This window comes from Kitasatospora sp. MAA19, from assembly GCF_029894125.1.
Lineage (GTDB): Bacteria > Actinomycetota > Actinomycetes > Streptomycetales > Streptomycetaceae > Kitasatospora.
This window is the reverse complement of sequence record NZ_JARXYZ010000059.1, coordinates 1-26,362: the sequence shown is the minus strand read 5'-3', so window position 1 is coordinate 26,362 and position 26,362 is coordinate 1. Positions and strand designations below refer to the sequence as shown.

General features: G+C 72.8%; 23 protein-coding genes, 5 tRNA genes and 1 pseudogene. 8 read left to right on the top strand and 21 right to left on the bottom strand.

Features of this window, described 5'->3' with window-relative positions:
• Positions 1-124 precede the first annotated feature (124 nt).
• The 3 genes from P3T27_RS39880 to P3T27_RS39870 form a co-directional block, all read right to left on the bottom strand.
• Positions 125-658: a hypothetical protein gene (locus P3T27_RS39880; protein ID WP_280686268.1), complete on the bottom strand. Its 534-nt coding sequence runs from the start codon at positions 656-658 to the stop codon at positions 125-127.
• Positions 659-763: 105 nt separating this feature from the next.
• On the bottom strand, positions 764-2,983 hold the full coding sequence (gene recG, locus P3T27_RS39875; protein WP_280686267.1) for an ATP-dependent DNA helicase RecG: 2,220 nt from the start codon (positions 2,981-2,983) through the stop codon (positions 764-766).
• A gap of 53 nt (positions 2,984-3,036) precedes the next feature.
• Positions 3,037-4,668: a DAK2 domain-containing protein gene (locus tag P3T27_RS39870; protein WP_280686266.1), complete on the bottom strand. Its 1,632-nt coding sequence runs from the start codon at positions 4,666-4,668 to the stop codon at positions 3,037-3,039.
• Positions 4,669-4,950: 282 nt separating this feature from the next.
• On the opposite strand from P3T27_RS39870, the gene rpmB reads away from it, so the two are divergent.
• Positions 4,951-5,136 (top strand): 50S ribosomal protein L28, encoded by a 186-nt coding sequence (gene rpmB, locus P3T27_RS39865; RefSeq protein ID WP_014138233.1) that lies wholly within the window; start codon positions 4,951-4,953, stop codon positions 5,134-5,136.
• 149 nt (positions 5,137-5,285) lie between these two features.
• Here the strand turns inward: rpmB and thiD are convergent, their stop codons facing one another.
• The 3 genes from thiD to P3T27_RS39850 all read right to left on the bottom strand — a co-directional run bounded on the left by thiD (position 5,286) and on the right by P3T27_RS39850 (position 8,332).
• Complete coding sequence (gene thiD / locus P3T27_RS39860; protein ID WP_280686265.1) at positions 5,286-6,131, bottom strand: bifunctional hydroxymethylpyrimidine kinase/phosphomethylpyrimidine kinase; 846 nt, start codon at positions 6,129-6,131, stop codon at positions 5,286-5,288.
• Between the two features lie 23 nt (positions 6,132-6,154).
• Positions 6,155-7,180 carry a 6-phosphofructokinase gene (locus P3T27_RS39855; RefSeq protein WP_280686264.1) on the bottom strand — a complete coding sequence of 342 codons (1,026 nt, stop codon included), beginning with the start codon at positions 7,178-7,180 and terminating at the stop codon, positions 6,155-6,157.
• A 186-nt stretch (positions 7,181-7,366) separates the two neighbouring features.
• Positions 7,367-8,332 (bottom strand): thiamine-phosphate kinase, encoded by a 966-nt coding sequence (locus tag P3T27_RS39850; protein WP_280686263.1) that lies wholly within the window; start codon positions 8,330-8,332, stop codon positions 7,367-7,369.
• Positions 8,333-8,537: 205 nt separating this feature from the next.
• On the opposite strand from P3T27_RS39850, the gene P3T27_RS39845 reads away from it, so the two are divergent.
• Together P3T27_RS39845 and P3T27_RS39840 are read left to right on the top strand one after the other, a co-directional pair.
• Positions 8,538-8,771, top strand: a complete 234-nt coding sequence (locus tag P3T27_RS39845; protein WP_280686262.1) for an Lrp/AsnC ligand binding domain-containing protein — start codon at positions 8,538-8,540, stop codon at positions 8,769-8,771.
• 20 nt (positions 8,772-8,791) lie between these two features.
• Positions 8,792-9,310 carry a DUF3515 domain-containing protein gene (locus P3T27_RS39840; protein WP_280686261.1) on the top strand — a complete coding sequence of 173 codons (519 nt, stop codon included), beginning with the start codon at positions 8,792-8,794 and terminating at the stop codon, positions 9,308-9,310.
• 110 nt (positions 9,311-9,420) lie between these two features.
• On the opposite strand, the gene P3T27_RS39835 is transcribed toward P3T27_RS39840, so the two are convergent.
• The 3 genes from P3T27_RS39835 to P3T27_RS39825 all read right to left on the bottom strand — a co-directional run bounded on the left by P3T27_RS39835 (position 9,421) and on the right by P3T27_RS39825 (position 12,448).
• Positions 9,421-10,566, bottom strand: coding sequence for a D-alanine--D-alanine ligase family protein (locus P3T27_RS39835; protein WP_280686260.1), 1,146 nt, complete (start codon positions 10,564-10,566; stop codon positions 9,421-9,423).
• 62 nt (positions 10,567-10,628) lie between these two features.
• Positions 10,629-11,612: an NAD(P)H-dependent glycerol-3-phosphate dehydrogenase gene (locus tag P3T27_RS39830; protein WP_280686270.1), complete on the bottom strand. Its 984-nt coding sequence runs from the start codon at positions 11,610-11,612 to the stop codon at positions 10,629-10,631.
• Between the two features lie 14 nt (positions 11,613-11,626).
• Complete coding sequence (locus P3T27_RS39825; protein WP_280686259.1) at positions 11,627-12,448, bottom strand: lysophospholipid acyltransferase family protein; 822 nt, start codon at positions 12,446-12,448, stop codon at positions 11,627-11,629.
• 231 nt (positions 12,449-12,679) lie between these two features.
• Here P3T27_RS39825 and cofC point away from each other — a divergent pair, with 231 nt between their 5' ends.
• Together cofC and P3T27_RS39815 are read left to right on the top strand one after the other, a co-directional pair.
• On the top strand, positions 12,680-13,363 hold the full coding sequence (gene cofC, locus P3T27_RS39820; RefSeq protein WP_280686258.1) for a 2-phospho-L-lactate guanylyltransferase: 684 nt from the start codon (positions 12,680-12,682) through the stop codon (positions 13,361-13,363).
• A gap of 56 nt (positions 13,364-13,419) precedes the next feature.
• Entirely contained in the window at positions 13,420-13,641 is a 222-nt protein-coding gene (locus P3T27_RS39815) for a hypothetical protein (RefSeq protein WP_280686257.1), read from the top strand.
• A 204-nt stretch (positions 13,642-13,845) separates the two neighbouring features.
• Here the strand turns inward: P3T27_RS39815 and P3T27_RS39810 are convergent, their stop codons facing one another.
• The 4 genes from P3T27_RS39810 to leuC form a co-directional block, all read right to left on the bottom strand.
• Positions 13,846-14,577: an HU family DNA-binding protein gene (locus P3T27_RS39810; RefSeq protein ID WP_280686256.1), complete on the bottom strand. Its 732-nt coding sequence runs from the start codon at positions 14,575-14,577 to the stop codon at positions 13,846-13,848.
• 133 nt (positions 14,578-14,710) lie between these two features.
• Positions 14,711-14,899: a hypothetical protein gene (locus tag P3T27_RS39805; RefSeq protein WP_280686269.1), complete on the bottom strand. Its 189-nt coding sequence runs from the start codon at positions 14,897-14,899 to the stop codon at positions 14,711-14,713.
• A gap of 341 nt (positions 14,900-15,240) precedes the next feature.
• Positions 15,241-15,837, bottom strand: coding sequence for a 3-isopropylmalate dehydratase small subunit (gene leuD, locus P3T27_RS39800; protein WP_280686255.1), 597 nt, complete (start codon positions 15,835-15,837; stop codon positions 15,241-15,243).
• A gap of 5 nt (positions 15,838-15,842) precedes the next feature.
• Entirely contained in the window at positions 15,843-17,264 is a 1,422-nt protein-coding gene (gene leuC / locus P3T27_RS39795) for a 3-isopropylmalate dehydratase large subunit (protein ID WP_280686254.1), read from the bottom strand.
• A 232-nt stretch (positions 17,265-17,496) separates the two neighbouring features.
• Here leuC and ndgR point away from each other — a divergent pair, with 232 nt between their 5' ends.
• Positions 17,497-18,210, top strand: a complete 714-nt coding sequence (gene ndgR, locus P3T27_RS39790; RefSeq protein ID WP_148642806.1) for an IclR family transcriptional regulator NdgR — start codon at positions 17,497-17,499, stop codon at positions 18,208-18,210.
• A 126-nt stretch (positions 18,211-18,336) separates the two neighbouring features.
• Here ndgR and P3T27_RS39785 read toward each other — a convergent pair.
• The 8 genes from P3T27_RS39785 to P3T27_RS39750 form a co-directional block, all read right to left on the bottom strand.
• Positions 18,337-18,411: transfer RNA gene (locus P3T27_RS39785), tRNA-Gln, on the bottom strand.
• Between the two features lie 50 nt (positions 18,412-18,461).
• Positions 18,462-18,534, bottom strand: a tRNA-Glu gene (locus tag P3T27_RS39780).
• A gap of 26 nt (positions 18,535-18,560) precedes the next feature.
• A tRNA-Glu gene (locus tag P3T27_RS39775) sits at positions 18,561-18,633 on the bottom strand.
• 27 nt (positions 18,634-18,660) lie between these two features.
• Positions 18,661-18,733 (bottom strand) — tRNA-Glu (locus P3T27_RS39770).
• 30 nt (positions 18,734-18,763) lie between these two features.
• A tRNA-Gln gene (locus tag P3T27_RS39765) sits at positions 18,764-18,835 on the bottom strand.
• A 235-nt stretch (positions 18,836-19,070) separates the two neighbouring features.
• On the bottom strand, positions 19,071-20,570 hold the full coding sequence (gene gltX, locus P3T27_RS39760; RefSeq protein WP_280686253.1) for a glutamate--tRNA ligase: 1,500 nt from the start codon (positions 20,568-20,570) through the stop codon (positions 19,071-19,073).
• Positions 20,563-21,363: a fumarylacetoacetate hydrolase family protein gene (locus P3T27_RS39755; protein ID WP_280686252.1), complete on the bottom strand. Its 801-nt coding sequence runs from the start codon at positions 21,361-21,363 to the stop codon at positions 20,563-20,565. The genes gltX and P3T27_RS39755 overlap by 8 nt, the downstream gene beginning before the upstream one ends.
• 243 nt (positions 21,364-21,606) lie before the next feature.
• Positions 21,607-21,828 (bottom strand): hypothetical protein, encoded by a 222-nt coding sequence (locus P3T27_RS39750; protein WP_280686251.1) that lies wholly within the window; start codon positions 21,826-21,828, stop codon positions 21,607-21,609.
• A gap of 638 nt (positions 21,829-22,466) precedes the next feature.
• Here P3T27_RS39750 and P3T27_RS39745 point away from each other — a divergent pair.
• Together P3T27_RS39745 and P3T27_RS39740 are read left to right on the top strand one after the other, a co-directional pair.
• Positions 22,467-26,261 (top strand): nitrate- and nitrite sensing domain-containing protein, encoded by a 3,795-nt coding sequence (locus tag P3T27_RS39745; RefSeq protein WP_280686250.1) that lies wholly within the window; start codon positions 22,467-22,469, stop codon positions 26,259-26,261.
• 10 nt (positions 26,262-26,271) lie between these two features.
• Positions 26,272-26,362, top strand: a pseudogene (locus tag P3T27_RS39740) (roadblock/LC7 domain-containing protein); the annotation flags it as partial.

Genomic DNA, 26,362 nt, shown 5'->3' with positions numbered 1-26,362 from the left:
CTCTTGTGGGCGCGCCCCCCCCCCCCCCCCCCCCCCGGGGGGGGGGGGCCCCCCCGGGGGGGGGGGGGGGCGCCGGGGGGGGGCCCCCCGGGGGGGGGGGGGGGGCCCCACGGCCGCTACCCGCTCAGCTGGCCTCGGAGCCCGCCGACTGGGCCGGGACGGCCGCGCCGAGCAGCGCGGGCGAGGCGTAGCGGGACCAGGACAGGCAGCCGTCGGGCGGGCAGAACTCGGGGCGGCGCGGGTCGTGCCCGAGCTCGCGCAGCTTGGTGCGGACGGAGTCGGGCGTACGGCCGAAGCGGGCGGCGATCCGGGCGACGGTCTCGCCGTCGTGGAAGCGCCGGACCAGCTCCTCCTCGTGCTGCGGCACCCAGGGGGCACCGTGGCCGGGGTACAGCTCGCGCAGCACGTCGCGGTCGGGGATGGGCTCGGAGACATCGGCGACGATCGCCAGCGCCCGCAGCGCGCGGTTGAGCGCGATCCGCAGCGAGGCGACGTCCTCGACCGGCAGGCGGAGCTTGCCCGAGGCGAGCGGCTGGGCGGCCGCCCCCTCGCGCCAGCCGGTCAGGGTGAGGGTGACCTCGCGGTCGTCGTCGCTGGCGAGTTCGATCCGGAAGACCTTGTCGCCCAGCGGGAGCTCGTTGAGATGACGGAATGCCATGGCAGGACCCCCAAGTGTCGTGCCAGGTACGCACCTTGGGGGCGCGCCCTGAACACCTTCATTCTCTCGCGGGGGTCTGACAATTCCGGGGCCGCGGCGGCCCGCTCAGCCCTTCTCCATGTAGGCCGCGCGGTCCTCGTCGAGCAGGCTCTCCAGCGCGGTGCGCAGCTCCGGGTGGGCGGCCAGCTCCCGGTCCTCGGCGACCAGCCGGGTGGCCTCCGTCCGGGCGGTGAGGATGACCTCCTCGTCCTCCAGCACCGAGAGCACCTTGAGCGAGGACTTCACCCCGGACTGCGCCTGGCCCAGCACGTCGCCCTCGCGGCGCTGTTCGAGGTCGATCCGGGACAGCTCGAAGCCGTCCAGGGTGCCGGCCACCGCGTCCAGCCGAGCCCGGGCCGCGCTGCCCGCGGGCATGTCGCTGACCAGCAGGCACAGGCCCGCGGCGCTGCCGCGGCCGACCCGGCCGCGCAGCTGGTGGAGCTGGGAGACGCCGAAACGGTCGGCGTCCATGATGACCATCGCGGTGGAGTTGGGGACGTTGACGCCGACCTCGATGACGGTGGTGGCGACCAGGACGTCGACCTCGCCGGCCGTGAACCGGCGCATCACCTCGTCCTTGGCCTCCGGGGCCAGCCGGCCGTGCAGGATCTCCACCCGCAGGCCGCTCAGCGGGCCCGTGACCAGCTTCTCGGCCGTCTCCACCACCGAGAGCGGGGGCCGCCGTTCGTCGCTCCCGGCGCCGGCGTCGGGAGCGACGTCCTCCAGGTCCTCCTCGCCCGCCCGGCGCTTCTTCCTCGGCTCGGCGGCGGGCTCCTCGTCCCCGATCCGGGGGCAGACCACGTACGCCTGGTGGCCCTTGGTGACCTCCTCGCGGACGCGTTCCCAGGCCCGGGTGAGGAAGTTGGGCTTCTCCAGCGCGGGGACGACGTGGGTGGAGATCGGCGAGCGGCCGGCCGGCAGCTGGTCGAGGACGGAGGTCTCCAGGTCCCCGAAGACGGTCATCGCGACGGTGCGCGGGATCGGGGTGGCGGTCATCACCAGCAGGTGCGGCGGCTGCTCGCCCTTGGCGCGCAGCGCGTCCCGCTGTTCGACGCCGAAGCGGTGCTGCTCGTCGACCACCACCAGGCCGAGGTCCTGGAACTGGACCTTGTCCTCGATCAGCGCGTGGGTGCCGATCGCGATGCCCGCGTCGCCGCAGGCCATGTCGAGCAGCGCCTGGCGGCGCGCCGGGACACCCATCGAGCCGGTCAGCAGCACCACCCGGGTGCCGAGTTCGGAACCGCCGAGCAGACCGCCCTCCGCCAGGTCGCCCATCATCTCGACGATCGAGCGGTGGTGCTGCTGGGCCAGCACCTCGGTGGGTGCGAGCAGCACGGCCTGCCCGCCCGCGTCGACCACGGCGAGCATGGCGCGCAGCGCGACGAGCGTCTTGCCGGAGCCGACCTCGCCCTGGAGCAGCCGGTGCATCGGGTGCTCGCTCGCCAGGTCGGCCGCGATCTCGGCGGACACCTTCTGCTGGCCCTTGGTGAGGGTGAACGGCAGCCGGGCGTCGAAGGCGTCCAGCAGGCCACCCTCCCGGGCCCGGCGCGGGACGGCGGGCAGCGCGGACTCGGCGGCCCGGCGCTGGGCCAGGGCGACCTGGAGGACGAAGGCCTCGTCCCAGCGCAGCCGGCTCTGGGCGCGCTCGCGGTCGGCCTGGCTGCGCGGGCGGTGGATCAGCTCCAGCGCCTCGGGCAGCGGGATCAGCTCGTGCCGCTCGCGCAGCTCGGCGGGCAGCGGTTCGCCGACGTCGCCCAGGTGCTTGGTGAGGGCCGTCTCGATGCAGATCGACAGCTTCCAGCTGGGCATCTGCGCGCTGGCGCCGTAGACCGGGATGAGCCGGCCGGCGAACTGCCGGGCGGCGTCCGACCCGGCCTCCTCGTCGAGCAGTTGGTAGTCCGGCGAGACCAGTTGGCGGCTGCGGTTGAAGACCCCGACCTTGCCCGCGAACAGACCCTGGGCGCCGGCCCTGAGCTCCTTCTGCCGCCAGCCCTGGTTGAAGAACACCAGTGAGAGCCGGCTGCGGCCGTCGGTGACGACGACCTCCAGCCGGTCGCCCTTGCGGCCGCGGAACGGGATCAGGGTGACCTTCTCGATCCGCGCCAGCACGGTGACGTGCTCGTCGATCTCCAGCTCGTCCAGGCTGGTGAGCTGGCCGCGTTCGACGTAGCGGCGCGGGTAGTGGTGCAGCAGGTCCCCGACCGTGCGCAGCTTGAGGCTGTCGGCGAGCACCTTCGCGGTGCGGTCGCCGACGAGCTTGGTCAGTGGTTCGTCGAGAGCGCCCATCAGCCCCCTGTTTACACCACGGGACCGACAATCCGGGCCTCGCGCCGGTCGGCTCACTCCACCCCGATGAGCAGCGGCGCGGACTCCTGGCCGCCGTGGAAGACCACCGCGTCGACCTCGGGCCGCCGGTGCCGGGCGTGTGCCACCAGGCGGTCGGCGAGCGCCTCGTCGGCGCCCTCGCCGAGGACCAGGGTGACGAGTTCGCCGCCCGCGCCGAGCATCCGGTCCAGCACGCTCGCCCCGACCTCGGCCAGTCCGGCGCCGATCACCGCGACGTCGCCGTCGATCAGGCCGAGCACGTCGCCGGCCTGGCAGACCCCGGCCATCGTCCAGGACTCCCCCTCGGCGACGGCGAGTTCGGCGTACCGGGTGGCACCGGCCGCGGAGGTCATGGCGACCACGTCCTCGTCGAAGCGGCGGCCGCCCTCGTGCACCGCGAGCGCCGCCAGTCCCTGCACCGGCGAGCGGGTGGGCAGCACGGCGATCCGTACGCCCTCCTCGCGCAGCTGGTCGGCGGCGGCTCCGGCGGCGGCGCGCAGCTCGGGGTCGTTGAGCAGCAGGACGACCTCGCGGGCGGCCGAGCGGCGGACGGCCGCGGCGAGTTCGGCGCTGGCCGGCGGGCGGTCCGGGTCGGCGTGCAGGGCGACGGCGCCGGCCTGCTCGCACAGTTCGGCCAGGCCCCCGCCGGACACCACGGAGAGCACCGCGCGGGCCCGCTCCTCGCGTTCGCCGCGCTCGGCGGCGCGGCCGGCCCGGGCGGCGGCCTCGGCGAAGTGCGTGATCCGGATCTGGTGCGGGCGCCCGGCCTCGACCCCGGCCTCCACGGCGGCGCCCGCGTCGTCCACGTGGACGTGCACGTTCCACAGGCCGTCGCCGCCGCCGATCACCAGCGAGTCGCCGAGCGCGCCGAGCCGCCCGCGCAGCGCGGGCAGGGCCTCGTCGGGTGCGTCGAGCAGGTAGATGACCTCGAAGGCGGGGTGGCCGGGGCCGGGCGGCCGGACGTGCACCTCGCAGCTCTCGACGGCCCGGAGGTCGCCGCGCAGCGCGACCGGGCCCATCGGCTGCTGCCCGGCGACGGCGTCGGCGAGCGCGCCGAGGACGGCGACCAGCCCGCGCCCGCCGGCGTCCACCACCCCGTTCTCGGCCAGCACGGCGAGCTGTTCGGGGGTGTGCCGCAGCGCGTCCCGGGCGGCCCGGTAGGCGGTGTCGGCGACCTGCGCGAGCCCGTCCCCGGCCCGGACGGCCTCCCGGGCGGCGACCCTGGCGACGGTCAGCAGGGTGCCCTCGACGGGCTCCGCGACGGCCTGGTAGGCGGAGTCGGCGGCCCGCTGCAGGGCGGCCCGCAGCTGGTCGGCGCCGCCGCCCTCGGCGAGCATCTCGGCGGTGCCGCGCAGCCACTGGGCGAGGATCACGCCGGAGTTGCCGCGGGCGCCGACCAGCGCGCCGCGGGCCATCGCCCGGATCGTGTCGGCCAGGCCGGGGGCCGGCTCGGCGGCGGGGTCGGCGAAGCGGCTCTCCACCTCGGCGGCGGCGGACTCGACGGTCAGGTAGAGGTTGGTGCCGGTGTCGCCGTCCGGGACGGGATAGACGTTGAGCGCGTCGATCTCCTCGCGGGCCTGGCCGAGCGCGCGCAGGGCGAGCTGGCACCAGGTGCGCACGGCCGGGGCGTCGAGCGTGTGCAGCACCAGGTCTCCTCCGGATGGGACGCCGCGATGGCCTGAGAGTGAACGGCGAGGGGTGATACCGGCAGGTTATCGGGGGCCGGGGAGGGTCACCGGGACCGGCGACCGGAGCGATCACCCGGCCGGTCATGGTAGTTTCGTTGAACCGGAGCAAGCGTTGTATGCTCTTCCGGTTGCCTGGAACAATCCGGGCTCACCCTTCGGCCCGGTCCGGTTCACGCGAGTGCTCCGCTGGTCCAGCGGGGTTGTCGAACGTAAATGATCTGAAGTCTTGGAGTGACTCCTGTGGCTGCCAACTGCGACGTCTGCGGCAAGGGGCCGGGCTTCGGCAACAGCATCTCCCACTCGCACCGCCGTACCCCCCGTCGTTGGAACCCCAACATTCAGACGGTGCGCGCTGTGATTGGGCGGACGCCGAAGCGGCTCAACGTCTGCACCTCGTGCATCAAGGCCGGTAAGGTCTCGCGCTGACGCGCAGACCGGCATGCCGGTCCTCCAGTGAAGCCGGTTCATCCTCGGATGAACCGGCTTCACTGTTCTCGTTCTCCGGCCGGGGCGTTCCCTCCGCTCCCGGGAGTTCCCGCGGGTGGGCGGGCCCGCTGACCCGCCCACCGTCCGGGTCAGCGCCAGCGCCAGGCGTGGTCGACCGGGCCGATCCCGGCACCGAGCGCGAAGCCCCCGGCGATCGCGCCGGTGACGTACTCCTTGGCCGAGCCGACCGCCTCCGGCAGCGACTCGCCCTTGGCCAGCCCGGCCGCGATCGCGCTGGCCAGGGTGCAACCGGTGCCGTGGGTGTGCCGGTTGTCGTAGCGCGGCGCCCGGTACCAGTGCACCTCGCCGGGCCCGCCGTAGAGCAGGTCGGCGGCCTCGCCCTCCAGGTGGCCGCCCTTGACCAGCGCCCAGCGCGGCCCGAGGTCGAGCAGCGCCTTGGCGGCGTCCAGCATCTGCCCCTCGTTCTCGACCGTCCGGCCGGTGAGTTGCGTCACCTCGTGCAGGTTGGGGGTGGCCAGGGTGGCGACCGGCAGCAGCCGCTCGCGGACGGTGGCGACGGCCTCGGCGGCCAGCAGGGCGTCCCCGTGCTTGGAGACGCCGACCGGGTCGACGACCACCGGGGCGGACACTCCGGCGAGCAGGTCGGAGACGGTCTCGACCAGTTCGATCGACGCGAGCATGCCGGTCTTCACGGCCTGCACCCCGATGTCGTCGACCACACTGCGGAACTGCGCCCGGACGGCCTCGGCGGGCAGTTCCCAGTAGCCCTGGACACCTAGCGAGTTCTGCGCGGTGACGGCGGTGATCACGCTCATGCCGTGGACGCCGAGGGCGAGCATCGCCTTGAGGTCGGCCTGGATGCCGGCGCCGCCGCCGGAGTCGGAGCCGGCGATCGTGAGCACCCGCGGCGGGGCGGACGAGGGGCCGGGCGGGACGGGCCGGCCGGGGGCGGGGGTGGGAGACGGGTGGACCATGGGGTCAACCTACCTGCGGTGGTTCAGAGCACGGCCTCGGACTCCACCCAGCGGTCCTCCGGCACCGTCTTCAGCCTGGTCACCGCGTCGGCGATCGGCACCAGTTCGATCTCGGTCCGGCGCAGCGCGGTGAAGTGGCCGAACGCGCCCCGGTGGACGGCCTCGACGGCGTGCCAGCCGAAGCGGGTGGCGAGCACGCGGTCCCGGGCGGTCGGGGTGCCGCCGCGCTGGGTGTGGCCGAGGATGACCGGGCGGGCCTCCTTGCCGAGCAGGTTCTCCAGCTCGTGGGCGAGCCGGTTGCCGATCCCGCCGAAGGTCCGGTGGCCGTACTGGTCGACGTCGCCGTGGTCGAAGCGCATGGTGCCCGGCAGCGGGGCGGCGCCCTCGGCGACGGCGATGATGGCGAACTTCTTGCCGCGGTCGAAGCGGTCCTCGACCATCCGGGCCACCGCCTCGATGTCGAAGGGCTTCTCCGGGATGAGGATGCCGTGCGCGCCGCCGGCCATGCCCGCGGTGAGGGTGATCCAGCCGGTGTGACGGCCCATCAACTCGACCACCATGACGCGCTGGTGGGACTCGGCGGTGGTCTTGAGCCGGTCGATCGCCTCGGTCGCGACGTGCACCGCGGTGTCGAAGCCGAAGGTGACGTCGGTGGCGTCGATGTCGTTGTCGATGGTCTTGGGCACCCCGACCACCGGAAGCCCGGCGTCGCTGAACAGCCTGGCGGCGGTCAGCGTCCCCTCGCCGCCGATCGCGATCAGCGCGTCGATGCCGATGTCCCGGGCCAGCGTCTTGGCGTTCTCCACCGCCCAGGCGATCCGCTCGCGCTGCACCCGGGCGGAGCCCAGGACGGTGCCGCCGAGGGTGAGCAGGCCGGTGACGTCGTCGTGCGAGACCGGCCGGGTGCGGCCCTCGATCAGGCCGAGGAAGCCGTCCAGGATCCCGACGATCTCGTCGCCGTGCACGTCCGTTCCCCGGTGCACCACGGAGCGGATCACCGCGTTGAGGCCGGGGCAGTCGCCGCCGCTGGTCAGTACACCGATACGCATGGCTGGTGCGCTCCCGCTCGCAGTGGTTCAGACCACCCGCACCGGACGGCGGGCGGGCTCGGTCGTCGCCAGCCTACGCACAACGGGCCCGCGAAGCCGTGCGCCGCACGTCGGGAGCGTCACGCGCCGCACCGTCGTCCGGGCGTCATCCGCCGCGCGCCGTACGACAATCGGCGGGGCCGGCCCTCACTCGGCGAAGTGGTCCCAGCCGCCGACCCGGTCCCAGGGCGCGCCGTCCACCGTCACCCGGCCGCTGCGGCTGCCCCGGGGGCGGCCGGTCACCTCGCCCACCACCCGCCAGCGGGCCGGGAGTTGGACCCCGCGCGGGAAGGTCGCCACGATCGCGTGGTCCTCGCCGCCGGACAGCACCCACACCAGCGGGTCCACCCCGACCGCCTGCCCGATGTCGGCCATCTGCGCCGGGACGTCGAAGTCGGCGGCCTTCAGGTCGATGTCCACCTCGCTGGCCCGGGCCACGTGGCCGAGGTCGGCGACCAGCCCGTCACTCACGTCGATCATCGAGGTCGCGCCCAACTCCGCGCCGGCCGGGCCCGCGTGGTACGGCGGCTCGGGCCGGCGGTGCGCCTCGACGAAGGCGCGCGGGGAGCGGAAGCCGCGCTGCAGCACGGTCAGTCCGGCGGCCGACCAGCCGAGCCAGCCGGTCACCGCGATCACGTCGCCGACCTGCGCGCCGGAGCGCGTCACCGGCGCGCGCCCCTGGAGGTCCCCGAGCGCCGTGATGGCCAGCGTGACGGTGTCGCCGCGCACCACGTCGCCGCCGACCACCGTCGCCCCGGCCACCTGGCACTCGTCGCGCAGCCCGTCCATCAGCTCGGTGGCCCAGGTGGTGGGCAGGTCGGCGGGGGCGACCAGGCCGAGCAGTATCGCGGTCGGCACCGCACCCATCGCGGCCACGTCGGCGAGGTTCTGGGCGGCGGCCTTGCGGCCCACGTCGTAGGCGGTGGACCAGTCCCGACGGAAGTGCCGGTTCTCGATCAGGACGTCCGTGGTGGCCACCACCCGGCCGTCCGGCGCCTTCACCACCGCGGCGTCGTCACCCGGGCCGAGGTCCACCGCGTCGGTGAGCGGCACCCGGGCGGTCAGCTCCCTGATGAGACCGAACTCGCCGAGCTCGCCCACGGTCCCCTGCATCTGCCGTCCTCTCGCGTTTCCATCTGAACTCGTCCCCGTCGCGCCCCCGCGCGCAGCGTACGCCCTTCGGAGGGCCCGGGGTCTCCCCTCCCCGGCCCACCCCGGGGTAGCGTGGTGATCAGACTGCCGGTGAGCCCGTTCCCACCCCGACGCCTGACCGGGCGATCACGGCGGCGATCCCCGTAACCGGCCGCCGGAGGTCCCCGTGGTACAGGCATACATCCTGATCCAGACCGAGGTCGGCAAGGCCACCGCAGTGGCCCAGTCGATCTCCGAGATTCCCGGCGTCCTCCGGGCCGAGGACGTCACCGGCCCGTACGACGTGATCGTCCGGGCCGAGGCCGACACCGTGGACGACCTGGGCCGCCTGGTGGTGGCCAGGGTCCAGCAGGTCGAGGGCATCACCCGTACCCTCACCTGTCCGGTGGTCCACCTGTAGGGCCCGCATACCATCGGTGGGTGGCTATCGAACTCCGCGTCCCCAGGGCCCTGGCGGCCCTGCCGGCCCCGATCCGCTGGCTGGCCCTGCCGCTCGCGCTGACCTGCACGGTCGTGGTGCTGCTCGGCAGTTGGGGCTCCGCCGACGACCGGGTCGCGGCCCCGCAGCCGGGCGGCAAGGCGGCCGGGTACTGCCGGGCGCTGGCGGCGGCCCTGCCGCAGGAGCTGCTCGGGCACGCCCGCAAGGACCCGTCGCCCGCCTCGCCGTACGTCGCCGCGTGGGACAGCACGCCCCGCACGGTGCTGCGCTGCGGCGTCGACCGCCCGGAGGCGCTGGACGGCGAGCACGCCAAGGACTGGTCGCCGACCGTGGACGACGTCACCTGGTGGTCGCAGAAGCTCAGCGACGGCGGCTACCGCTTCGTGACGACCATGCGCGCCGCCTACGTCGAGGTGACCGTCCCGGCCGGGGCCGCGGCCAACCCGTTCGACCCGGCCGCCGCCCTCACCGGCGCGGTGAAGGCCACCATCCCGGGCTGACGGCCGGGAGACGCCGCGAGGGCGGGCCGGGTAGCCCCCGGCCCGCCCTCCGTCGTCGAAGCCCCTGCCGTCGGGACCGCTGCCGTCGAAGACAGCCGGCGCCGGACCCGCTACCGCAGGCCGGTCGAGCGGCTCAGCGCCGTCCGGAGCAGCCGGTCGATCAGCTCCGGGTAGGACAGCCCGGTGGCCTCCCACATCTTCGGGTAGGCCGAGATCGGGGTGAAGCCGGGCATCGTGTTGATCTCGTTGACCATCCAGGTGCCGTCCTCCAGCAGGAAGAAGTCCACCCGGGCCAGGCCCTCGCAGCCGAGCGCCTCGAACGCGGCCACCGCCTGGCGGCGGATCTCGGCGGTCTGCTCGTCGTCGAGCTTCGCCGGGATCTGCACCTCGGAGGAGTCGATGTACTTGGCCTCGAAGTCGTAGAAGTCGAAGCCGTCGCCGACCAGCACCTCGGCCGGGAGGCTGGCCCGCGGGCCGTCCTCGAACTCCAGCACGCCGCACTCGATCTCGCGGCCGGTCACGCCGGCCTCGATGATCAGCTTGGGGTCGTGCCGGCGAGCCTCCTCGATCGCGGTGTCGAGGTCGGCCAGGTCCTTGACCTTGGTGATGCCCATGCTGGAGCCGGCCCGGCAGGGCTTCACGAACAGCGGCAGGCCGAGTTCGGCGGCCCGCTCGCGCACCGCGGCGCGGCCGTCCTCGGTCTCCCAGTCGCGCGGCCGCACGATGGTGTACCGGCCGACGCCCAGGCCGTGCGAGGCCAGGATCCGCTTGGTGAACTCCTTGTCCATGCCGACCGCGCTGGAGAGCACGCCGTTGCCGACGTACGGCACGCCGGACAGCTCCAGCAGGCCCTGCAGGGTGCCGTCCTCGCCCCAGGGGCCGTGCAGCAGCGGGAACACCACGTCGACCTCGCCGAGGGCCTTGGGGGCGCTTCCCGGCTCGCTCAGGACCACTTCCCGGTCGCCCGGGGCGACCGGCAGCGCGACCTGCCCGTCCACGGACTCGGCGACACCCGGGACGTCCGGCATCCGGCCGTCGGTGATGGCCATCCGGGCCGGCTCGTCGCTGACCAGCGCCCAGCGGCCCTCGGGGGTGATCCCGATCGGGAGCACCTCGTACTTCTCGCGGTCGATCGCCTTGAGCACACTGCCGGCGGTGACCACCGAGACGCCGTGTTCGGAGCTGCGTCCGCCGAAGACCAGCGCGACGCGCGGCTTCGCAGCGGACGGGTTCGGGGAGGACTGTTCGATGCTCATATCGGGTTTGAGACTACCGTGCGACGTGTTTCCGGGGTGTCAGCCGCCCCGGACGCACCGCCTCAGCGCCGTTCGGCCTTGGCCGAACGGGACATCAGGGCCTGCAGCGCCTCCTGCGTCGGCCGGCCGTTGTGCACGACGTCCACCACCGCCTCGACGATCGGCATGTCGACCCCGTTGCGCCGGGCCAGGTCGAGCACCGACTCGCAGGACTTGACGCCCTCCGCGGTCTGCCGGGTGGCCGCGATGGTCTCCGCGAGCGACATGCCCCGGCCCAGGTTCATGCCGAAGGTGTTGTTGCGCGACAGCGGCGAGGAGCAGGTGGCGACCAGGTCGCCCATCCCGGCGAGCCCGGCGAAGGTGTGCGGGTCGGCGCCGAGCACCTCGCCGAGCCGGGTGGTCTCGGCCAGCCCACGGGTGATCAGGGTCGCCTTGGTGTTGTCGCCGAGGCCCATGCCGGCCGCCATGCCGACCGCCAGGCCGATCACGTTCTTGACCGCGCCGCCGAGCTCGCAGCCCACCACGTCGGTGTTGGTGTACGGGCGGAAGTACGGCGTGTGGCAGGCCGCCTGGAGCCGCTTGGCGACCGCCTCGTCCGCGCAGGCGACCACGCTGGCGGCGGGCTGCCGGTTGGCGATCTCCCGGGCCAGGTTGGGCCCGCTGACCACCGCGACGCGCTCCGGGCCGACCTTGGTGACCTCGTCGATCACCTCGCTCATCCGCTTGGCGGTGCCGAGTTCGATGCCCTTCATCAGGCTCACCAGCACGGTCTGCGGCTCGATCAGCGGCGTCCAGGCGGCCAGGTTGTCGCGCAGCGTCTGCGAGGGCACCACCAGGACCGCGAAGTCGGCGCCGGCCAGCGCCTCGGCGGCGTCGGTGGTGGCCCGGACGGAGCCCGGCAGCCGTACGCCCGGCAGGTAGTCCGGGTTCTCGTGCGTGGTGTTGATGGCGTCGACGAGTTCCTGGCGGCGGGCCCACAGGACCACCTCGCTGCCGGCGTCGGCCAGCACCATCGCGAAGGCGGTGCCCCAGGAACCGGTCCCCATCACGGCGCAGCGGGTCACCGGCCGACCTCCTCGTCGTTGCCGCCCTTGGCGCGCCGGCGTTCGGCGGCGGCCGCGGCGGCCCGGCTCCGGGCCGCCTTGCGCATGTCGTAGCGCTCGGCGGGCGGCTCCTCGCCGCGGATGCCGGCCAGCACCGCGGTGATCGCCTTCATGATGTCCTCGGTCGCGTCGTTGAGCACCTGGGCGGTGAGCTCCTGGCCCTGGTAGCGGCTCAGGTCCACCGGGGGCCCGGCGGCCACCGTGACCCTGTGGCGCGGGAAGAGGTTGAACTTGCCCCGGCCGTAACCGGGCCGGCCGTACGGCGGGATGATCTCGTGCGCTCCCCAGTGCGCGACCGGGACGACCGGCGCGCCGGTCATCAGCGCGACCCGGGCGACCCCGCTCTTGCCGGTCATCGGCCACAGGTCCGGGTCCCGGGTGAGCGTGCCCTCCGGGTAGAACTGCACGCACTGGCCGTCGTTGATCGCGTCGATCGCGGCCCGGAACGCCTGCGCGGCGTCGGTGGACTCGCGGAAGACCGGAATCTGACCGGTCTTGCGCAGCATGAATCCGATGAAGGGAATCGAGAACAGCGAGGACTTGCCGAGAATCCGCGGCGGACGGCCACTGTTGTACTGCCAGTGCGCGTAGATCACCGGGTCGATGATCGAATTGTGATTCACCGCGGCGATGAAGCCGCCTTCCGTCGGAAGGTGCTCCCAGCCCCGCCAGTCGGGCTTCACCAGGGCGGTCGTCACCGGCTTCACCAGCACGGCCGCGAAGCGGTACCAGATGCCGTAGTCGGCGTTGCCGAACTTGGCGTACGAGCGGCGGGCCACCCCAGGTCCTCCTCATCCCATGCGGCACGTGGGGTGCCGCGTCATAGCCTCCCGGCGCCGCGCACCGGTACCCGACCGGTGCCCGGGTCACGGGCGCGGAACAGTGTCGCCCGGCTGCTCACCGGCTGTCGAGCGACCGCGCCAACCCGCCCGGCAGGCGTGATCAAACGCACGTCCGCACAGTTCGGACGGCCTGGCGAGGGCTCCGGGACCGGCGACACAATGACGCCGATGACCCAGGACACCGTACGCCCCAGCGGGCCCGTCGCGCCCCCCGCACCCACCGCCGACTGGTCGCTGGTGCTGCCGCTCAAGCCGCTCGCCCTCGCGAAGAGCCGACTGGCCCCGTACGCCGGGCCGCACCGGGCGGACCTCGCGCTGTCCTTCGCGCTGGACACCGTCACCGCCGCGCTGGCCACCCCGGGCGTCGCCCGCGTCCTGGTGGTCACCCGGGACGCGTCGGCCGGCGACCGGCTGGCGGCGCTGGGCGCGGTCGTGGTCGCCGACGAACCCGGCGGGGGCCTCAACGAGGCGCTGGCACACGGCGCCTCGGCCGCCCGGTCGCTCGCCCCGCGCTCGCCGCTGGCCGCCCTCTCGGCGGATCTGCCGGCCCTGCGCCCGGTCGAACTGGCCCGGGTGCTGGGCGCGGTGCCGCCGGCCGGCCGGGCCTTCCTGCCGGACTCCCCCGGCCTGGGCACCACACTGCTCGCCTGCACCCCCGGCCGCCCGCTCGCCCCCGCCTTCGGGGACGGCTCGCGGGCCCGGCACGCGGCCGGCGGGGCGCTCGAACTGCGCCTGGCGGACGTGGAGTCGGTGCGCCGGGACGTCGACACCGGCGCGGACCTCGGCGAGGCCGCGGTGCTCGGCCTCGGCCCGTACACCAGCACCCTGTTCGCCCGCCTGGGACGGGGCTGACCGGCACCCCGCGGGACGGCGCCCGTCCGCTGCGGACCGCTCGCTATGCTGCTGGCATGCAGGCCACCGCGTTCACCTTCGACCCCGCCACCCGGGCCGGCTCCGTGCTGCTCGACGACGGGACCCCGGTGCCGTTCGACGCGGCCGCCTTCGACGCCGGCGGTCTGCGGCTGCTGCGGCCCGGCCAGCGGGTGCGGATCCGCACCGAGGGCTCCGGCGAGGCCCGCCGGGTGGTCTTCGTGACGCTGCAGACCTTCCCCGACCCGGCCGAGGGCTGACCCTCCCCCGCTGGTCCTGCCCGTCGGTCCTGCCCGCCTTCCGCACGCCCGCCTCCGCGTACCCGCGCCGTGGCCGCCGTCCGCCGTCGAATGTTGACTAAGCGCCCGGAAATCGAAAGAGCCGCGGCGACCCGGTCTCCGCAATTCACGGAGGGGGGTGCCGCGGCTCTTTGCCGAAGGCCGTCCGAGGACCGCTGCGCGGGACTACTTGGCAGAGGTCTTGCGCGCGGTGGTCTTGCGGGTGGCGGTCTTCTTCGCCGGAGCCGTCTTCTTGGCCGTGGCGGTCGCCTTCTTGGCGGTCGCGGTGGTCTTCTTCGCGGCGGCGGTGGTGGTCGCCTTCTTGGCGGCGGCGGCCGTCTTCTTGGTCGCGGTCGCGGTGGTCTTCTTCGCGGCGGCGGTGGTGGTCGCCTTCTTGGCGGCGGCGGCCGTCTTGGTGGCGGTCGCCTTCTTCGCGGCGGTGGCCGTGGTCTTCTTGGCGGCAGCCGTGGTGGTCGCCTTCTTGGCGGCGGCCTTCTTGGCGGCCGGAGCGGCGGCGGCGGCCGTGGCGGCACGCTTGGTGGCGGCACGCTTGGCGGCCGGGGTGGCGGCGACGCCGCTCTTGCCCGGGGTGAGGGAGCCCTTGGGGGCCTTCTTCACCGAGGGGCCTTCCTTCGGCAGCTTCTTGCTGCCGCTGACCAGGTCCTTGAAGCCCTGGCCGGGACGGAAGCGGGGCACCGAGGTCTTCTTGACCTTGACCTTCTCGCCGGTCTGCGGGTTGCGGGCGAAGCGCGCGGAGCGCTCCACCTTCTCGAAGGTGCCGAAACCGGTGACCGAAACCCGGTCACCGGCCACAACGGCACGGACCATGGTGTCGAGCACTGCGTCGACGGCCTCTGCGGCAGCCTTGCGACCGCCCAGCTGCTCGGCCACCGCTTCGACAAGCTGAGCCTTGTTCACGTCTTCCCCTTCGGAAACGGGCGCCGGATGATTCCATCCGTTCTTTTCGCACGTTAGGTATGTATCTGCGGACTTTCAATTACCAAACGCGCGAATCACCCTAGTGTCGCAATGGATTTGCGCGTCGGCGACCTCAGTCGACGGGCGGGCGCCCCTCGTCGAGGTCATGTACAAAGCGACTCAACCGCCTTGCCGCCTCCGGAAGATCGCGCTTGGCGGTCTCGGTGACGATGAGGAGTTGACGGGAGAGAGCGGTCTTTGCATCGGCAGACACGTTCAGCGCATGCACGCGGGCGTGAGCTTGCTTCAACCGCTCGGCCACAAGCGCGTAGAGCGCTGCGACTTCCTGGTCGTCCGGCCCCTCAGCTGGTGCGGAGGTGACGTCCGGCCGATCGTCAATTCGGCGTTCGGCTCCCCGGCCCACGGACTCCGGAGCCGCGGGTTCGCCGCCCGCGTACGGAGGTTCATGGTGCCGGTGCATGTACTGATTGTGCCATCTACCCGCAGTTGTACTTGCGCGGGGCCCTCTCGGGCAAAGCCAAATGGGCAATCCGGGGTGGGCCGCGCCGCTAACTCGTGCTCCGGAACGCCGGATGGCCCGGCCCCCCCGAAGGGGAGCCGGGCCATCCGGCGGATCGTCAGAATGCTTGTTCTGAAGGGATCTCAGGCAACCGGCAGAGTACGGGGCTTGAAGGCCGGGCGGGTCGCTTCGAAGGCCGCGATGTCGGCCTCGTTCCGCAGTGTGATGCTGATGTCGTCCAGCCCGTTGAGCAGCCGCCACCGGACGTTGTCGTCCAGTTCGAAGGAGGCCGTGATGCCTTCGGCACGCACTTCGCGGGCCTCCAGGTCAACGGTGATCTCGACCGAAGGGTCACTCTCGGTGAGCGCCCAGAGCCGTTCCACGGTCTCCTGCGGCAGGACGACCGTCAGCAGTCCGTTCTTCAGGGAATTCCCACGGAAGATGTCGGCGAAGCGGGACGAGATGACCGCGTGGAAGCCGTAGTTCTGCAGCGCCCAGACGGCGTGCTCGCGCGAGGAGCCGGTGCCGAACTCGGGGCCGGCCACCAGGACCGTGGCGCCCTGCCGCTCGGGCCGGTTGAGGATGAACGACTCGTCCTTGCGCCAGGCCTCGAACAGCCCGCCCTCGAAACCGGAACGGGTGACCTTCTTGAGCCAGTGGGCCGGGATGATCTGGTCGGTGTCCACGTTCGAGCGCCGCAGCGGAACGGCCCGGCCGGTGTGGGTGGTGAACTTCTCCATGGTTCTCAGGCCTCCACAGCCACGGTGCTGGTCAGGTCGGACGGTGCGGCCAGACGGCCCAGGACGGCGGTCGCGGCGGCGACCTGCGGGGAGACCAGGTGGGTGCGGCCGCCCTTGCCCTGCCGGCCCTCGAAGTTGCGGTTCGAGGTGGAGGCGCAGCGCTCGCCGGGGGCGAGCTGGTCGGGGTTCATGCCCAAGCACATCGAGCAGCCCGCGTGGCGCCATTCGGCGCCCGCCGCGGTGAACACCTTGTCCAGACCCTCCTCCACGGCCTGCAGGGAGACCCGGACCGAGCCGGGGACGACCAGCATCCGCACGCCGTCAGCGATCCGGCGGCCCTCCACGACGGCGGCGGCGGCGCGCAGGTCCTCGATCCGGCCGTTGGTGCAGGAGCCGACGAAGACGGCGTCGACCTTGACCTCGCGCAACGGGGTGCCGGCCTCCAGGCCCATGTAGGCGAGGGCGTTCTCGGCGGACGCGCGCTCCTGCGGGTCGGCGAAGGAGGCCGGGTCCGGCACGTTGGCGCCCAACGGGGCGCCCTGGCCGGGGTTGGTGCCCCAGGTGACGAACGGGGTCAGCTCGGCCGCGTCGATGAAGATCTCGTGGTCGAAGACCGCGTCCTCGTCGGTGCCCAGGGTCCGCCAGTACGCGACGGCGGCGTCCCAGTCCTCGCCCTGCGGGGCGTGCGGACGGTCCTTGAGGTAGGCGAAGGTGGTCTCGTCCGGGGCGATCATGCCCGCCCGGGCGCCGGCCTCGATGGACATGTTGCAGATGGTCATCCGGGCCTCCATGGACAGGCCACGGATCGCCGAACCGCGGTACTCCAGGACGTAGCCCTGGCCGCCGCCGGTGCCGATCTTGGTGATGACGGCCAGGATCAGGTCCTTGGCCGTGACGCCATGCGGCAGTTCGCCCTCGACCGTGACGGCCATGGTCCGGAACGGCGCCAGCGGCAGCGTCTGGGTCGCCAGCACGTGCTCGACCTGGCTGGTGCCGATGCCGAACGCCAGTGCGCCGAAGGCGCCGTGGGTCGAGGTGTGGGAGTCGCCGCAGACCACGGTCATGCCGGGCTGGGTCAGGCCCAGCTGCGGGCCGACCACGTGCACGACGCCCTGCTCGACGTCGCCGAGCGAGTGGATCCGGACGCCGAACTCGGCGGCGTTGCGGCGCAGCGTCTCCAGCTGCACCTTGGACACCGGGTCGGCGATCGGCTTGTCGATGTCCAGGGTGGGCGTGTTGTGGTCCTCGGTGGCGATCGTCAGATCGGTGCGGCGCACCGGGCGCCCCGCCAACCGCAGCCCGTCGAAGGCCTGCGGGCTGGTCACCTCGTGGAGCAGGTGCAGGTCGATGAAGAGCAGATCGGGCTCTCCCTCCGCGCGCCGCACGACGTGGTCGTCCCAGACCTTCTCTGCGAGTGTCCGTCCCATCGGATTCCCTCCAGCCGGCCGCGTTGCCGGCCTTCTCGTGTCGTCGAGGTCGAAGCTTCCGCCGCCCTGTGCCGGGCACGTCCGCACGACCTGCACGCCGGATCGCTGTCCACGATGCGGACACTCTGTTGAGGTCCGATCCTGGATGTCTCCCGGGCTGCTGCTTCCAGAGTGGCGCTTTTCGCCGAAGATTGAACTTGCGTCTCGCGGAATGAGACTGCAGTCTTAGGGCATGGACAACTCTAGCGGCGTCGGCGTTCTCGACAAGGCCGCTCTGGTGCTCAGCGCACTGGAGTCGGGCCCCGCCACGTTGGCGGGGCTGGTCGCCGCCACCGGTCTGGCGCGCCCCACGGCCCACCGACTCGCCGTCGCACTCGAACACCACCGTCTCGTCACCAGGGACATGCAGGGGCGTTTCATCCTCGGCCCCCGGCTCTCCGAACTCTCCGCCGCGGCGGGCGAGGACCGGCTGCTCGCCACCGCGGGCCCGGTCCTGACCCACCTGCGCGACGTCACCGGCGAGAGCGCACAGCTCTACCGCCGTCAGGGCGAGATGCGGATCTGCGTCGCCGCCGCCGAGCGGCTCTCCGGTCTGCGGGACACCGTCCCGGTCGGCAGCACCCTGCCGATGAAGGCCGGCTCGGCCGCCCAGGTCCTGCTGGCCTGGGAGGAGCCCGAGCGGCTGCACCGCGGCCTCCAGGGCGCCCGCTTCACCGCCACCGCACTGAGTGGCGTCCGGCGGCGCGGCTGGGCCCAGTCGATCGGCGAGCGGGAGCCGGGCGTCGCGTCCGTCTCCGCGCCCGTGCGCGGCCCCTCCAACCGGGTGGTGGCCGCCGTCTCCGTCTCCGGCCCGATCGAGCGCCTGACCCGTCACCCGGGCCGGCTGCACGCCCAGGCCATCATCGAGGCCGCGAACCGGCTCACCGAGGCCCTGCGCCGCGGCTGATCGATCCCGCAGCACCGAGAGGGGCCCCGTCCGACCGGACGGGGCCCCTCGGGCATTTCCGGCCGGCCCGCGCCGATTCCACCGGGAAATGCAAAAAAGACCCCGGGAACCGGGGCCTTGAATTTCTGGCTGGGGTACCAGGACTCGAACCTAGACTAAGTGAACCAGAATCACTCGTGCTGCCAATTACACCATACCCCAACACAAAGCAAGGGCCGATGGGAGTCACCCACCGGCTTCCTGCTCTGAAGTACCCCCGACCGGATTCGAACCGGCGCTACTGCCGTGAGAGGGCAGCGTGCTAGGCCGCTACACAACGGGGGCTTACTGGCGATCCCTTGCGGGATCAGTACCCCCGACCGGATTCGAACCGGCGCTACTGCCGTGAGAGGGCAGCGTGCTAGGCCGCTACACAACGGGGGCTTTCCAGGTGATCCCTTGCGGGATCAGTACCCCCGACCGGATTCGAACCGGCGCTACTGCCGTGAGAGGGCAGCGTGCTAGGCCGCTACACAACGGGGGCTTGATCTGTTGTTGTACTGCTTGTACTGCGCTGGGGTACCAGGACTCGAACCTAGACTAAATGAACCAGAATCACTCGTGCTGCCAATTACACCATACCCCACCAGAGTTGAACCCCTGTCGGGATCCTCTCAGGCGTTGCGCCCCTCGTTCGGACCGGCGGGGGTTTCGCTCCCTCGCTCGTTCCCTCCCGGGCGGCGCAGAAAGAACATTACCCGACGTCTGCCCCGGCTCCAAAATCGATAACCCCAGGCAGCGGCCGGGCGGCCGTCCGGTGACGTCCGGGTACGCCGCGGGCCCGGCACGAGGCCGGGCCCGCGGCCTGCTCGGCGACCCGCTCAGGCGACCGGCAGGGCGTCCAGGGCGGAGTTCAGCCGGCGCAGCGTCTCGGGGCGCCCGAGCAGCTCCATCGACTCGAACAGCGGCGGCGAGACCCGGCGGCCGGTGACGGCCACCCGCAGCGGCGTGAACGCGAACTTGGGCTTGATGCCCAGCCCGTCCACCAGCGCCTCGCGCAGCGCGGCCTGGATCGGCTCCGGGCTGAAGTCCGCGAGCGCCTCCAGCGCCTTGATGCTGGCCTCCAGCACCGGGCGGGCGTCCGCGGTCAGGGCCTTGGCGGCGTCGTCCGGGTCGACGGTGAAGTCGGCCGAGTCGACGAACAGGAAGCCGGCCATGTTCACGATCTCGCTCAGCACGACCATCCGCTCCTGGGTGAGCGGCGCGATCTTGGCGAGCAGGTCCAGCTGCTCGGCGGTCGGCTCGGCCGGCAGCAGGCCGGGGGCCTGCAGGTACGGCACCAGGCGGCGGACGAAGTCCTCCGGGGCCAGCTTGCGGACGTGCTCGGCGTTGATCGCCTCGCACTTCTTCAGGTCGAAGCGGGCCGGGTTGGCGTTCACCTTGGCGATGTCGAAGGCGGCGACCATCTCGTCGATGCTGAAGAGGTCACGGTCGTCGGCGAGCGACCAGCCCAGCAGGGACAGGTAGTTGAGCAGGCCCTCGGGGATGAAGCCGCGCTCGCGGTACAGGTTGAGCGAGGCCTGCGGGTCGCGCTTGGAGAGCTTCTTGTTGCCCTCGCCCATCACGTACGGCAGGTGGCCGAAGCGCGGGGTGGTGCCGTCGCCGACGCCGATCTCGGCGAGCGCGGCGTACAGCGCGACCTGTCGCGGGGTGGAGGAGAGCAGGTCCTCGCCGCGCAGCACGTGGGTGATGCCCATCAGGGCGTCGTCCACCGGGTTGACCAGGGTGTACAGCGGGGCGCCGTTGGCCCGGACGATGCCGTAGTCGGGCACGTTCTCCGGCTCGAAGGTGAGCGTGCCGCGCACCAGGTCGTCGAAGCTGATGGTGCGGTCGGGCATCCGGAAGCGCAGGATCGGCTCGCGCTTCTCCAGCTTGTAGACGGCGACCTGCTCGTCCGTCAGCTCGCGGCAGTGGCCGTCGTAGCCGGAGGGCTTGCCGGCCGCGCGGGCGGCCTCGCGGCGGGCGTCCAGCTCCTCGGTGCTGCAGTAGCAGTGGTAGGCGTGGCCGGCCTCGTGCAGGCGGCGGGCGACGTCGGCGTAGATGTCCATCCGCTGGGACTGGCGGTACGGCTCGTGCGGGCCGCCGACCTCCGGGCCCTCGTCCCAGTCGAAGCCGAGCCAGCGCATGGCGTCGAGCAGCTGGCCGTACGACTCCTCGGAGTCGCGGGCCGAGTCGGTGTCCTCGATCCGGAAGACCAGCGTGCCGCCGTTGTGGCGGGCGTAGGCCCAGTTGAAGAGGGCCGTGCGGACCAGGCCCACGTGGGGGTTCCCGGTCGGGGACGGACAGAAGCGAACCCGGACGGCCGGGTCAGTGTTAGCCACGCTTGATCACCTTGTTGGTGAGAGTGCCGATGCCTTCGATGGAGACGGCGACCTCGTCGCCGACGTTGAGCGGGCCCACCCCTGCGGGCGTGCCGGTGAGGATGACGTCGCCGGGCAGCAACGTCATGGCCTCGGAGATGTGGACGACCAACTCGGCGACCGAACGGACCAGCTGGGAGGTGCGGCCCGCCTGCCGGAGCTCGCCGTTGACCGTGCAGGTGACGGCGAGGTCGGCCGGGTCCAGGTCGGTCTCGATCCACGGGCCCAGCGGGCAGGAGGTGTCGAAGCCCTTGGCCCGGGCCCACTGGCCTTCCCGCTTCTGCACGTCCCGGGCGGTGACGTCGTTGGCGCAGGTGTAGCCGAGGATCACCTCGGGCACCCGGTCCAGCGGCACCTCGCGGCACATCCTGCCGATCACCACGGCGAGTTCGGCCTCGTGCTGGACGTCCGAGGAGAACGGCGGGTACGCGATGTTCTCGGTCGGGCCGATCACCGAGGTGGACGGCTTGAAGAAGGTGAGCGGGACGTCCGGGACGTCGTTGCCCAGCTCGGCCGCGTGCGCCGCGTAGTTGCGGCCGACCGCCACGATCTTGTTGGGGAGCATCGGGCTGAGCAGCCGGACGTCCTGGAACCGGTAGCTCTCGCCGGTGGGCTGGGGCTGGCCGAACGGGTGGCCGGCCAGCGCGTGGACGACCAGCGAGTCGGGCTGGGACGGGTCGCCCTCGACCACGCCGAAGGAGACGCTGCCGGCGGCAGGGCTCCCCTCCCGGACGGAAAACCTGGCAATGCGCACGGCTGGGCTACCCCTCGCTTCGTCGACCGCCCGGGGCGCGCCCGGGCGCTGGTGGGCGCCCCGCCCACGGTGGGCGCGGCCCCGTCAATCGTCGTCCAGGCTATCGCGTGGGGCCCCGGCTGACCGCTTTGCCCCTGTTCAGCGCGGTTGGGCCGGACGCTGCGGACGGGGCCCGGGAACGCCGCAGGGCGCCGCGGCCGCCCTTGCTGCGCGGCCGTGGCGCCCTGTCGCAGCGCGGTCGGGTCAGTCCTGCGGGACGGCGGCCACCGGGGCGACCATCAGCTGGGTGCGGCGCGGGTTGGCGGTGCTGGCCGGCAGCTCGGTGGCGTAGGTGACGACGTCCTCGGACTTGCGGGCGCCCGGGATCGCGCTGAAGTCCGCGACCGAGGCCAGCGTCGTCCGGCGCGGGTTCGCCGTGGAGCGGCTGGGCAGCGTGGACTTGGTGGCCTTCTTCGCCTGGGACATCGAGAGCACCTCGTGGTCGCGGCCGGCGGATCGCGAACGGATCGGCACCGACCTGTGTGATTCCGAATGATTCGGAGGGGTTCTGGGCAGGCTGATCGGGGCCGTGCTCCGGAGACAGCCAGGTTACGAGATCTCATTCCACAGAGGCCGTGACCAAAGCTACACATTAGACTGTGATTTTGCTCACAAATTCACGAGGGAATCGCAGATATCCGACATATCGCCGCAACGGAATTTACCGGCATATCTCCGATAACGGGCATTCCGGAAGGTCTGTGACTCTTTTCGATCTCGGGTCGGGTTGGCATGTATCCGGCGAGTGTCCGAAAAAGGCGGTATTCCGGTCCGAATGCTGCACAGTCCGTGAGGTCGCGCACGCGGTCGGTAGCGCCGCCCGGCGTGTCCTGGCGGCCCTTGTTGGGATTCCCCGGCTGTGCTGGAATGCCACGGACCGTGGGTAGGGAGAAGTCCACCCCGGCGACCCGCTCACCCGGACCGGCCGGGTAGCGGAAGGAAACTCGACACCGTCCGGTCCGCGGCGACGCGGCGGGACGCCCGGTCCAGAGGTTGCGACGCCAGTGCAGGGACGTTTCAAAAGGGGTAGCGGCGCCGCGGGTAACCCGGAGTCGCCTGAGCCTGTGGCAGCCCCCCAGCAGGCGGCGGCCCTTGGAGGCCCGGCCGAGCCGGTGACGCCCGAGGGCCCCGGCCTCCCGGAAGACGACGGCCAGGAGCGCAAGTCCACCCGGGACAAGCTCCGGACGACCCTGACCAGGCGGCGGGCCACCGGTCTGAGCCGGCTCGCGATGCGCAACTGGCGCATCCGCACCCGTCTGATCGCCCTGCTCGCCCTCCCCGTCCTGGTCTCCCTGGTCCTCGGTGGCCTGCGGATCCAGACCTCGATGCAGGCCTCGCAGCAACTCGCCCAGATGGCCAACCTGTCCGACCTCGCCAAGAAGGCGACCAACCTCGCGGACGCCCTGCAGAAGGAACGGGACATCAGCGCGGGCCCGATCACCGCGCGCCCCAACGCCCCGCTCGACGACGACATCGTCACCGCCCGCAAGGACACCGACGACCTCAGCCGCACCTTCACCGCGTCCTCGGACAAGTTCGAGAACCTCGAACTCTCCGGCGGCAAGGCGCTGCTCTTCCAGATCCGCAAGGACCTGAACTCGATCTCGGACGCGCGCAACACGCCGTACCAGAACAACCAGAACATCCAGTCGACGATCACCGCCTACGACGTGATCATCCGCGACCTGCTGTCCATCAGCCAGGACATCGCGCTCGCCTCGAACAACAAGGACCTGGTCGTCGCGACCCGCGCGCTCCAGCAGTTCTCGCTGGCCAAGGACGCCACCTCGCAGCAGCGCGCCCTGATCAGCGCCGCACTCGCCAACCCCAAGGGCCCCGACCTCAGCGCGAGCGACGAGTCCTTCGGCATCCGCCTGCGCGCCTCCTACGACAACGCGCTCACCAGCTTCAACAACATCTACACCGCGCACGACCTGGACAACCTGCGCGGCCAGCTCAGCTACAACTCGGTGGTCGCCGACGCCGACCGCTACGCGCGCTCGATCCTCCAGCAGAGCGGCATCCACCAGACCGACCCGGTGACCTACAAGGACTGGTACGAGAAGGCCAGCGCCAAGATCACCGCCGAGCGCCGGATCGAGTCCAAGCTCATCGAGGACCTCGACGGCAAGGCCCAGGACCTGCAGTCCCAGACCGACACCGAGGCCATCATCATCGGTGCCGCCGTCGCCCTGGTGCTGCTCGTCGCCCTCGGTGGCGCCGGTCTGATCGCCCGCTCGATGGTGCGCTCGCTGACCCGCCTGCAGGCCGCGGCCGAGGACGTCGCCGAGCGCCGCCTGCCCGAGCTGGTCAAGACCCTCTCCGAGAGCGACCCGCACGACGTCGACACCACGGTCGAACCGGTGGCCGTCGACTCCACCGACGAGATCGGCCACGTGGCGCACGCCTTCGACATGGTGCACAGCGAGGCCGTCCGCCTCGCCGCCGAGCAGGCCCTCCTGCGCGGCAACATCAACGCGATGTTCACCAACCTCTCGCGCCGCAGCCAGGGCCTCATCCAGCGCCAGCTGTCGCTCATCTCCGAGCTGGAGAGCCGCGAGGCCGACCCGGACCAGCTGGCCAACCTCTTCAAGCTGGACCACCTCGCGACCCGTATGCGCCGCAACGGCGAAAACCTCCTGGTCCTCGCCGGTGAGGACCCGGGCCGCCGCTGGACCAGGCCCGTCCCGCTGGTCGACGTGCTCCGCGCCGCCGCCTCCGAGGTGGAGCAGTACGAGCGCATCGAGCTCGCCGCCGTGCCGTCGGCCGAGGTCGCCGGCCGCGTCGTCAACGACCTCGTCCACCTGCTCGCCGAGCTGCTGGAGAACGCCACCTCGTTCTCCAGCCCGCAGACCCGCGTCCGGGTCACCGGCCACGCGCTGCCGGACGGCCGCGTCCTGGTCGAGATCCACGACACCGGCATCGGCCTGAGCCCGGACGACCTCGCCGAGATCAACGAGCGCCTCGCCAACCCGCCGACGGTGGACGTCTCGGTCTCCCGCCGCATGGGCCTGTTCGTGGTCGGCCGCCTGTCCCTGCGACACGGCATCCGCATCCAGCTGCGCCCCAGCGACTCCGGCGGCACCACCGCACTCGTCATGCTCCCGGTGGACGTCACCAACTCCGCCGACCGCCGCGGCGCCGCCCGGACCGGTCCGGCGCAGGCCAAGCAGCAGCGCGGGGTCACCCCGACGCCGCGCCAGCAGCGCCAGGTGCCGCCCGGCCAGGGCGGCCCGGCCGCGCTCGGTCAGGGCCCGGCCGGCGGCGCCCCGCAGGGTGGCCGCCCGCAGCTCGGCCAGGGCGGCCCGGCCGCTCCGACCGGCCCCGGTGCCCCGACCGGCGCGGGTGCGCCGGCCGCGCCCGGCGGCCGGGCCGGCGGTCTGCCGACCCGCCAGGCCGGCCAGTCGCTGCGCGAGATACCGGCCCAGCCGGGCCAGCCGGGCCAGCAGGGTCCGACCCAGCCGAAGCAGCAGGGCCCGAAGCAGCAGGGCCGGCCGGGCCAGCCGGGCCAGCGGCCCCAGCCCCAGGGTCCGGGCCAGCCGGGCCAGCAGGGTCCGGGCCAGCCGGGCCAGCAGCCGCAGCAGTCCCCGCCGGGCGGCCTGCCGCAGCGCGGCGGCCCGAACCGGCCCGGCCCGGCCCAGGGCGGCCTCGGCGGCCTGCCCCGCCGTGGCCAGCAGCAGCCCGCTCCGGGCCGCCCCGGCCAGGAACGGCCGCGCCCGGGTGGCGAGTTCGACGGCGGTCCGGGCCCCCGGACCGGCGAGCAGCCGCAGCACGGTCGGCCGGGCCGACCGGGCGGACCGGGCGGACCGCAGCAGCAGGGTGCCCGCCCCGGCAACCGTCCGCAGGACGGCCTGCCGCAGCGTCGGCCGGCCCCGCAGGGCCAGGGCGGCCCCGGCCAGCCCGGTCCGCAGGGCCCTCAGGGTCCCCAGGGTCCCCAGGGCCCTCAGGGTCCCCAGGGTCCGCAGGGTCCGCGCCGCCCCCAGCGCCCCGGCCCGGACGCGCCGCAACGCGACCGTCAGCCGCAGCTGCCCCCGCAGCAGCAGGCCCAGCCGCTGCCGCCGGCCGAGTCGTCGCCGATGGAGAGCACCCAGCAGTTCGCCAGGCCGCGCTTCGAGGCCAGCCAGATCGACCCGCGTGACCCGCTGGGCCTCGGCCTGGTGGAGCCGGTGCTGCCGAGCGTGTCGAACCCGGCGCGCCCGGAGCCGGTCCGGCAGGAGCAGGCCCGCCCGGAGCCGGTGCGCCAGGAGCAGGCCCGTCCGGAGCCGATGGCCCTGCCGACCGGCCCGTCCGAGGGCGCGACCGGCCAGCCGTGGCACCCGCAGGAGGGCCGTCCGGCCGAGGCCGGCCAGCAGCAGGCGCGGCCGCGGCCGTACCAGCCGCGTCGACCCGGCACCTCCGCGCCGGACGCCCAGCCGTCGGAGCCGCAGGCCCGGCAGGCACAGGCCCCGCAGGCCCAGGCCCCGCAGGCTCAGCAGCAGCCCGAGCAGCCGCAGCAGCCGGGCCCCGGCGACGCCCCGTGGCGCCCGTCCGCGAACGACGAGCGCTGGCGCCGCGCCGAGCAGATCCGCGAGCCCTCCACCAGCGGTGTGACCATGTCCGGTCTCCCCCGGCGGACCCCGCAGGCCAACCTGGTCTCCGGCACCGCCGAGGCCTCGCCGCTGACCGGTCCGCAGGTCTCCCGGGCCCCCGAGGAGGTCCGCGGCCGGCTGACCAACCTGCGCCGCGGCATCCAGCAGGGCCGCCGGGCCGGGGCCGAACAGTCCAACCCGCCGGGCTTCCAGCATGGTGCCCAGCAGCCCGGATTCGATAGTTTCGGTGGCCGGACCGACGGCAACGGCGCAGATCACCAGGAGCGTTGAGTTGAATCAGATGAGCCAGGCCGCACAGAACCTGAACTGGCTGATCACCAATTTCGTGGACAACACCCCCGGGGTGTCCCACACCGTGGTGGTCTCCGCCG

Coding starts and splice junctions, on each gene's coding strand:
- P3T27_RS39830 (WP_280686270.1), bottom strand. CDS start 11,612: ATGGGGACCGGTTCCTGGGGCACCGCCTTCGCGATGGTGCTGGCCGAC.
- cofC (WP_280686258.1), top strand. CDS start 12,680: ATGACCCAGGACACCGTACGCCCCAGCGGGCCCGTCGCGCCCCCCGCA.
- P3T27_RS39815 (WP_280686257.1), top strand. CDS start 13,420: ATGCAGGCCACCGCGTTCACCTTCGACCCCGCCACCCGGGCCGGCTCC.
- leuC (WP_280686254.1), bottom strand. CDS start 17,264: ATGGGACGGACACTCGCAGAGAAGGTCTGGGACGACCACGTCGTGCGG.
- recG (WP_280686267.1), bottom strand. CDS start 2,983: ATGGGCGCTCTCGACGAACCACTGACCAAGCTCGTCGGCGACCGCACC.
- thiD (WP_280686265.1), bottom strand. CDS start 6,131: ATGGTCCACCCGTCTCCCACCCCCGCCCCCGGCCGGCCCGTCCCGCCC.
- P3T27_RS39880 (WP_280686268.1), bottom strand. CDS start 658: ATGGCATTCCGTCATCTCAACGAGCTCCCGCTGGGCGACAAGGTCTTC.
- P3T27_RS39855 (WP_280686264.1), bottom strand. CDS start 7,180: ATGCGTATCGGTGTACTGACCAGCGGCGGCGACTGCCCCGGCCTCAAC.
- ndgR (WP_148642806.1), top strand. CDS start 17,497: ATGGACAACTCTAGCGGCGTCGGCGTTCTCGACAAGGCCGCTCTGGTG.
- P3T27_RS39750 (WP_280686251.1), bottom strand. CDS start 21,828: ATGTCCCAGGCGAAGAAGGCCACCAAGTCCACGCTGCCCAGCCGCTCC.
- P3T27_RS39850 (WP_280686263.1), bottom strand. CDS start 8,332: ATGCAGGGGACCGTGGGCGAGCTCGGCGAGTTCGGTCTCATCAGGGAG.
- P3T27_RS39835 (WP_280686260.1), bottom strand. CDS start 10,566: ATGAGCATCGAACAGTCCTCCCCGAACCCGTCCGCTGCGAAGCCGCGC.
- leuD (WP_280686255.1), bottom strand. CDS start 15,837: ATGGAGAAGTTCACCACCCACACCGGCCGGGCCGTTCCGCTGCGGCGC.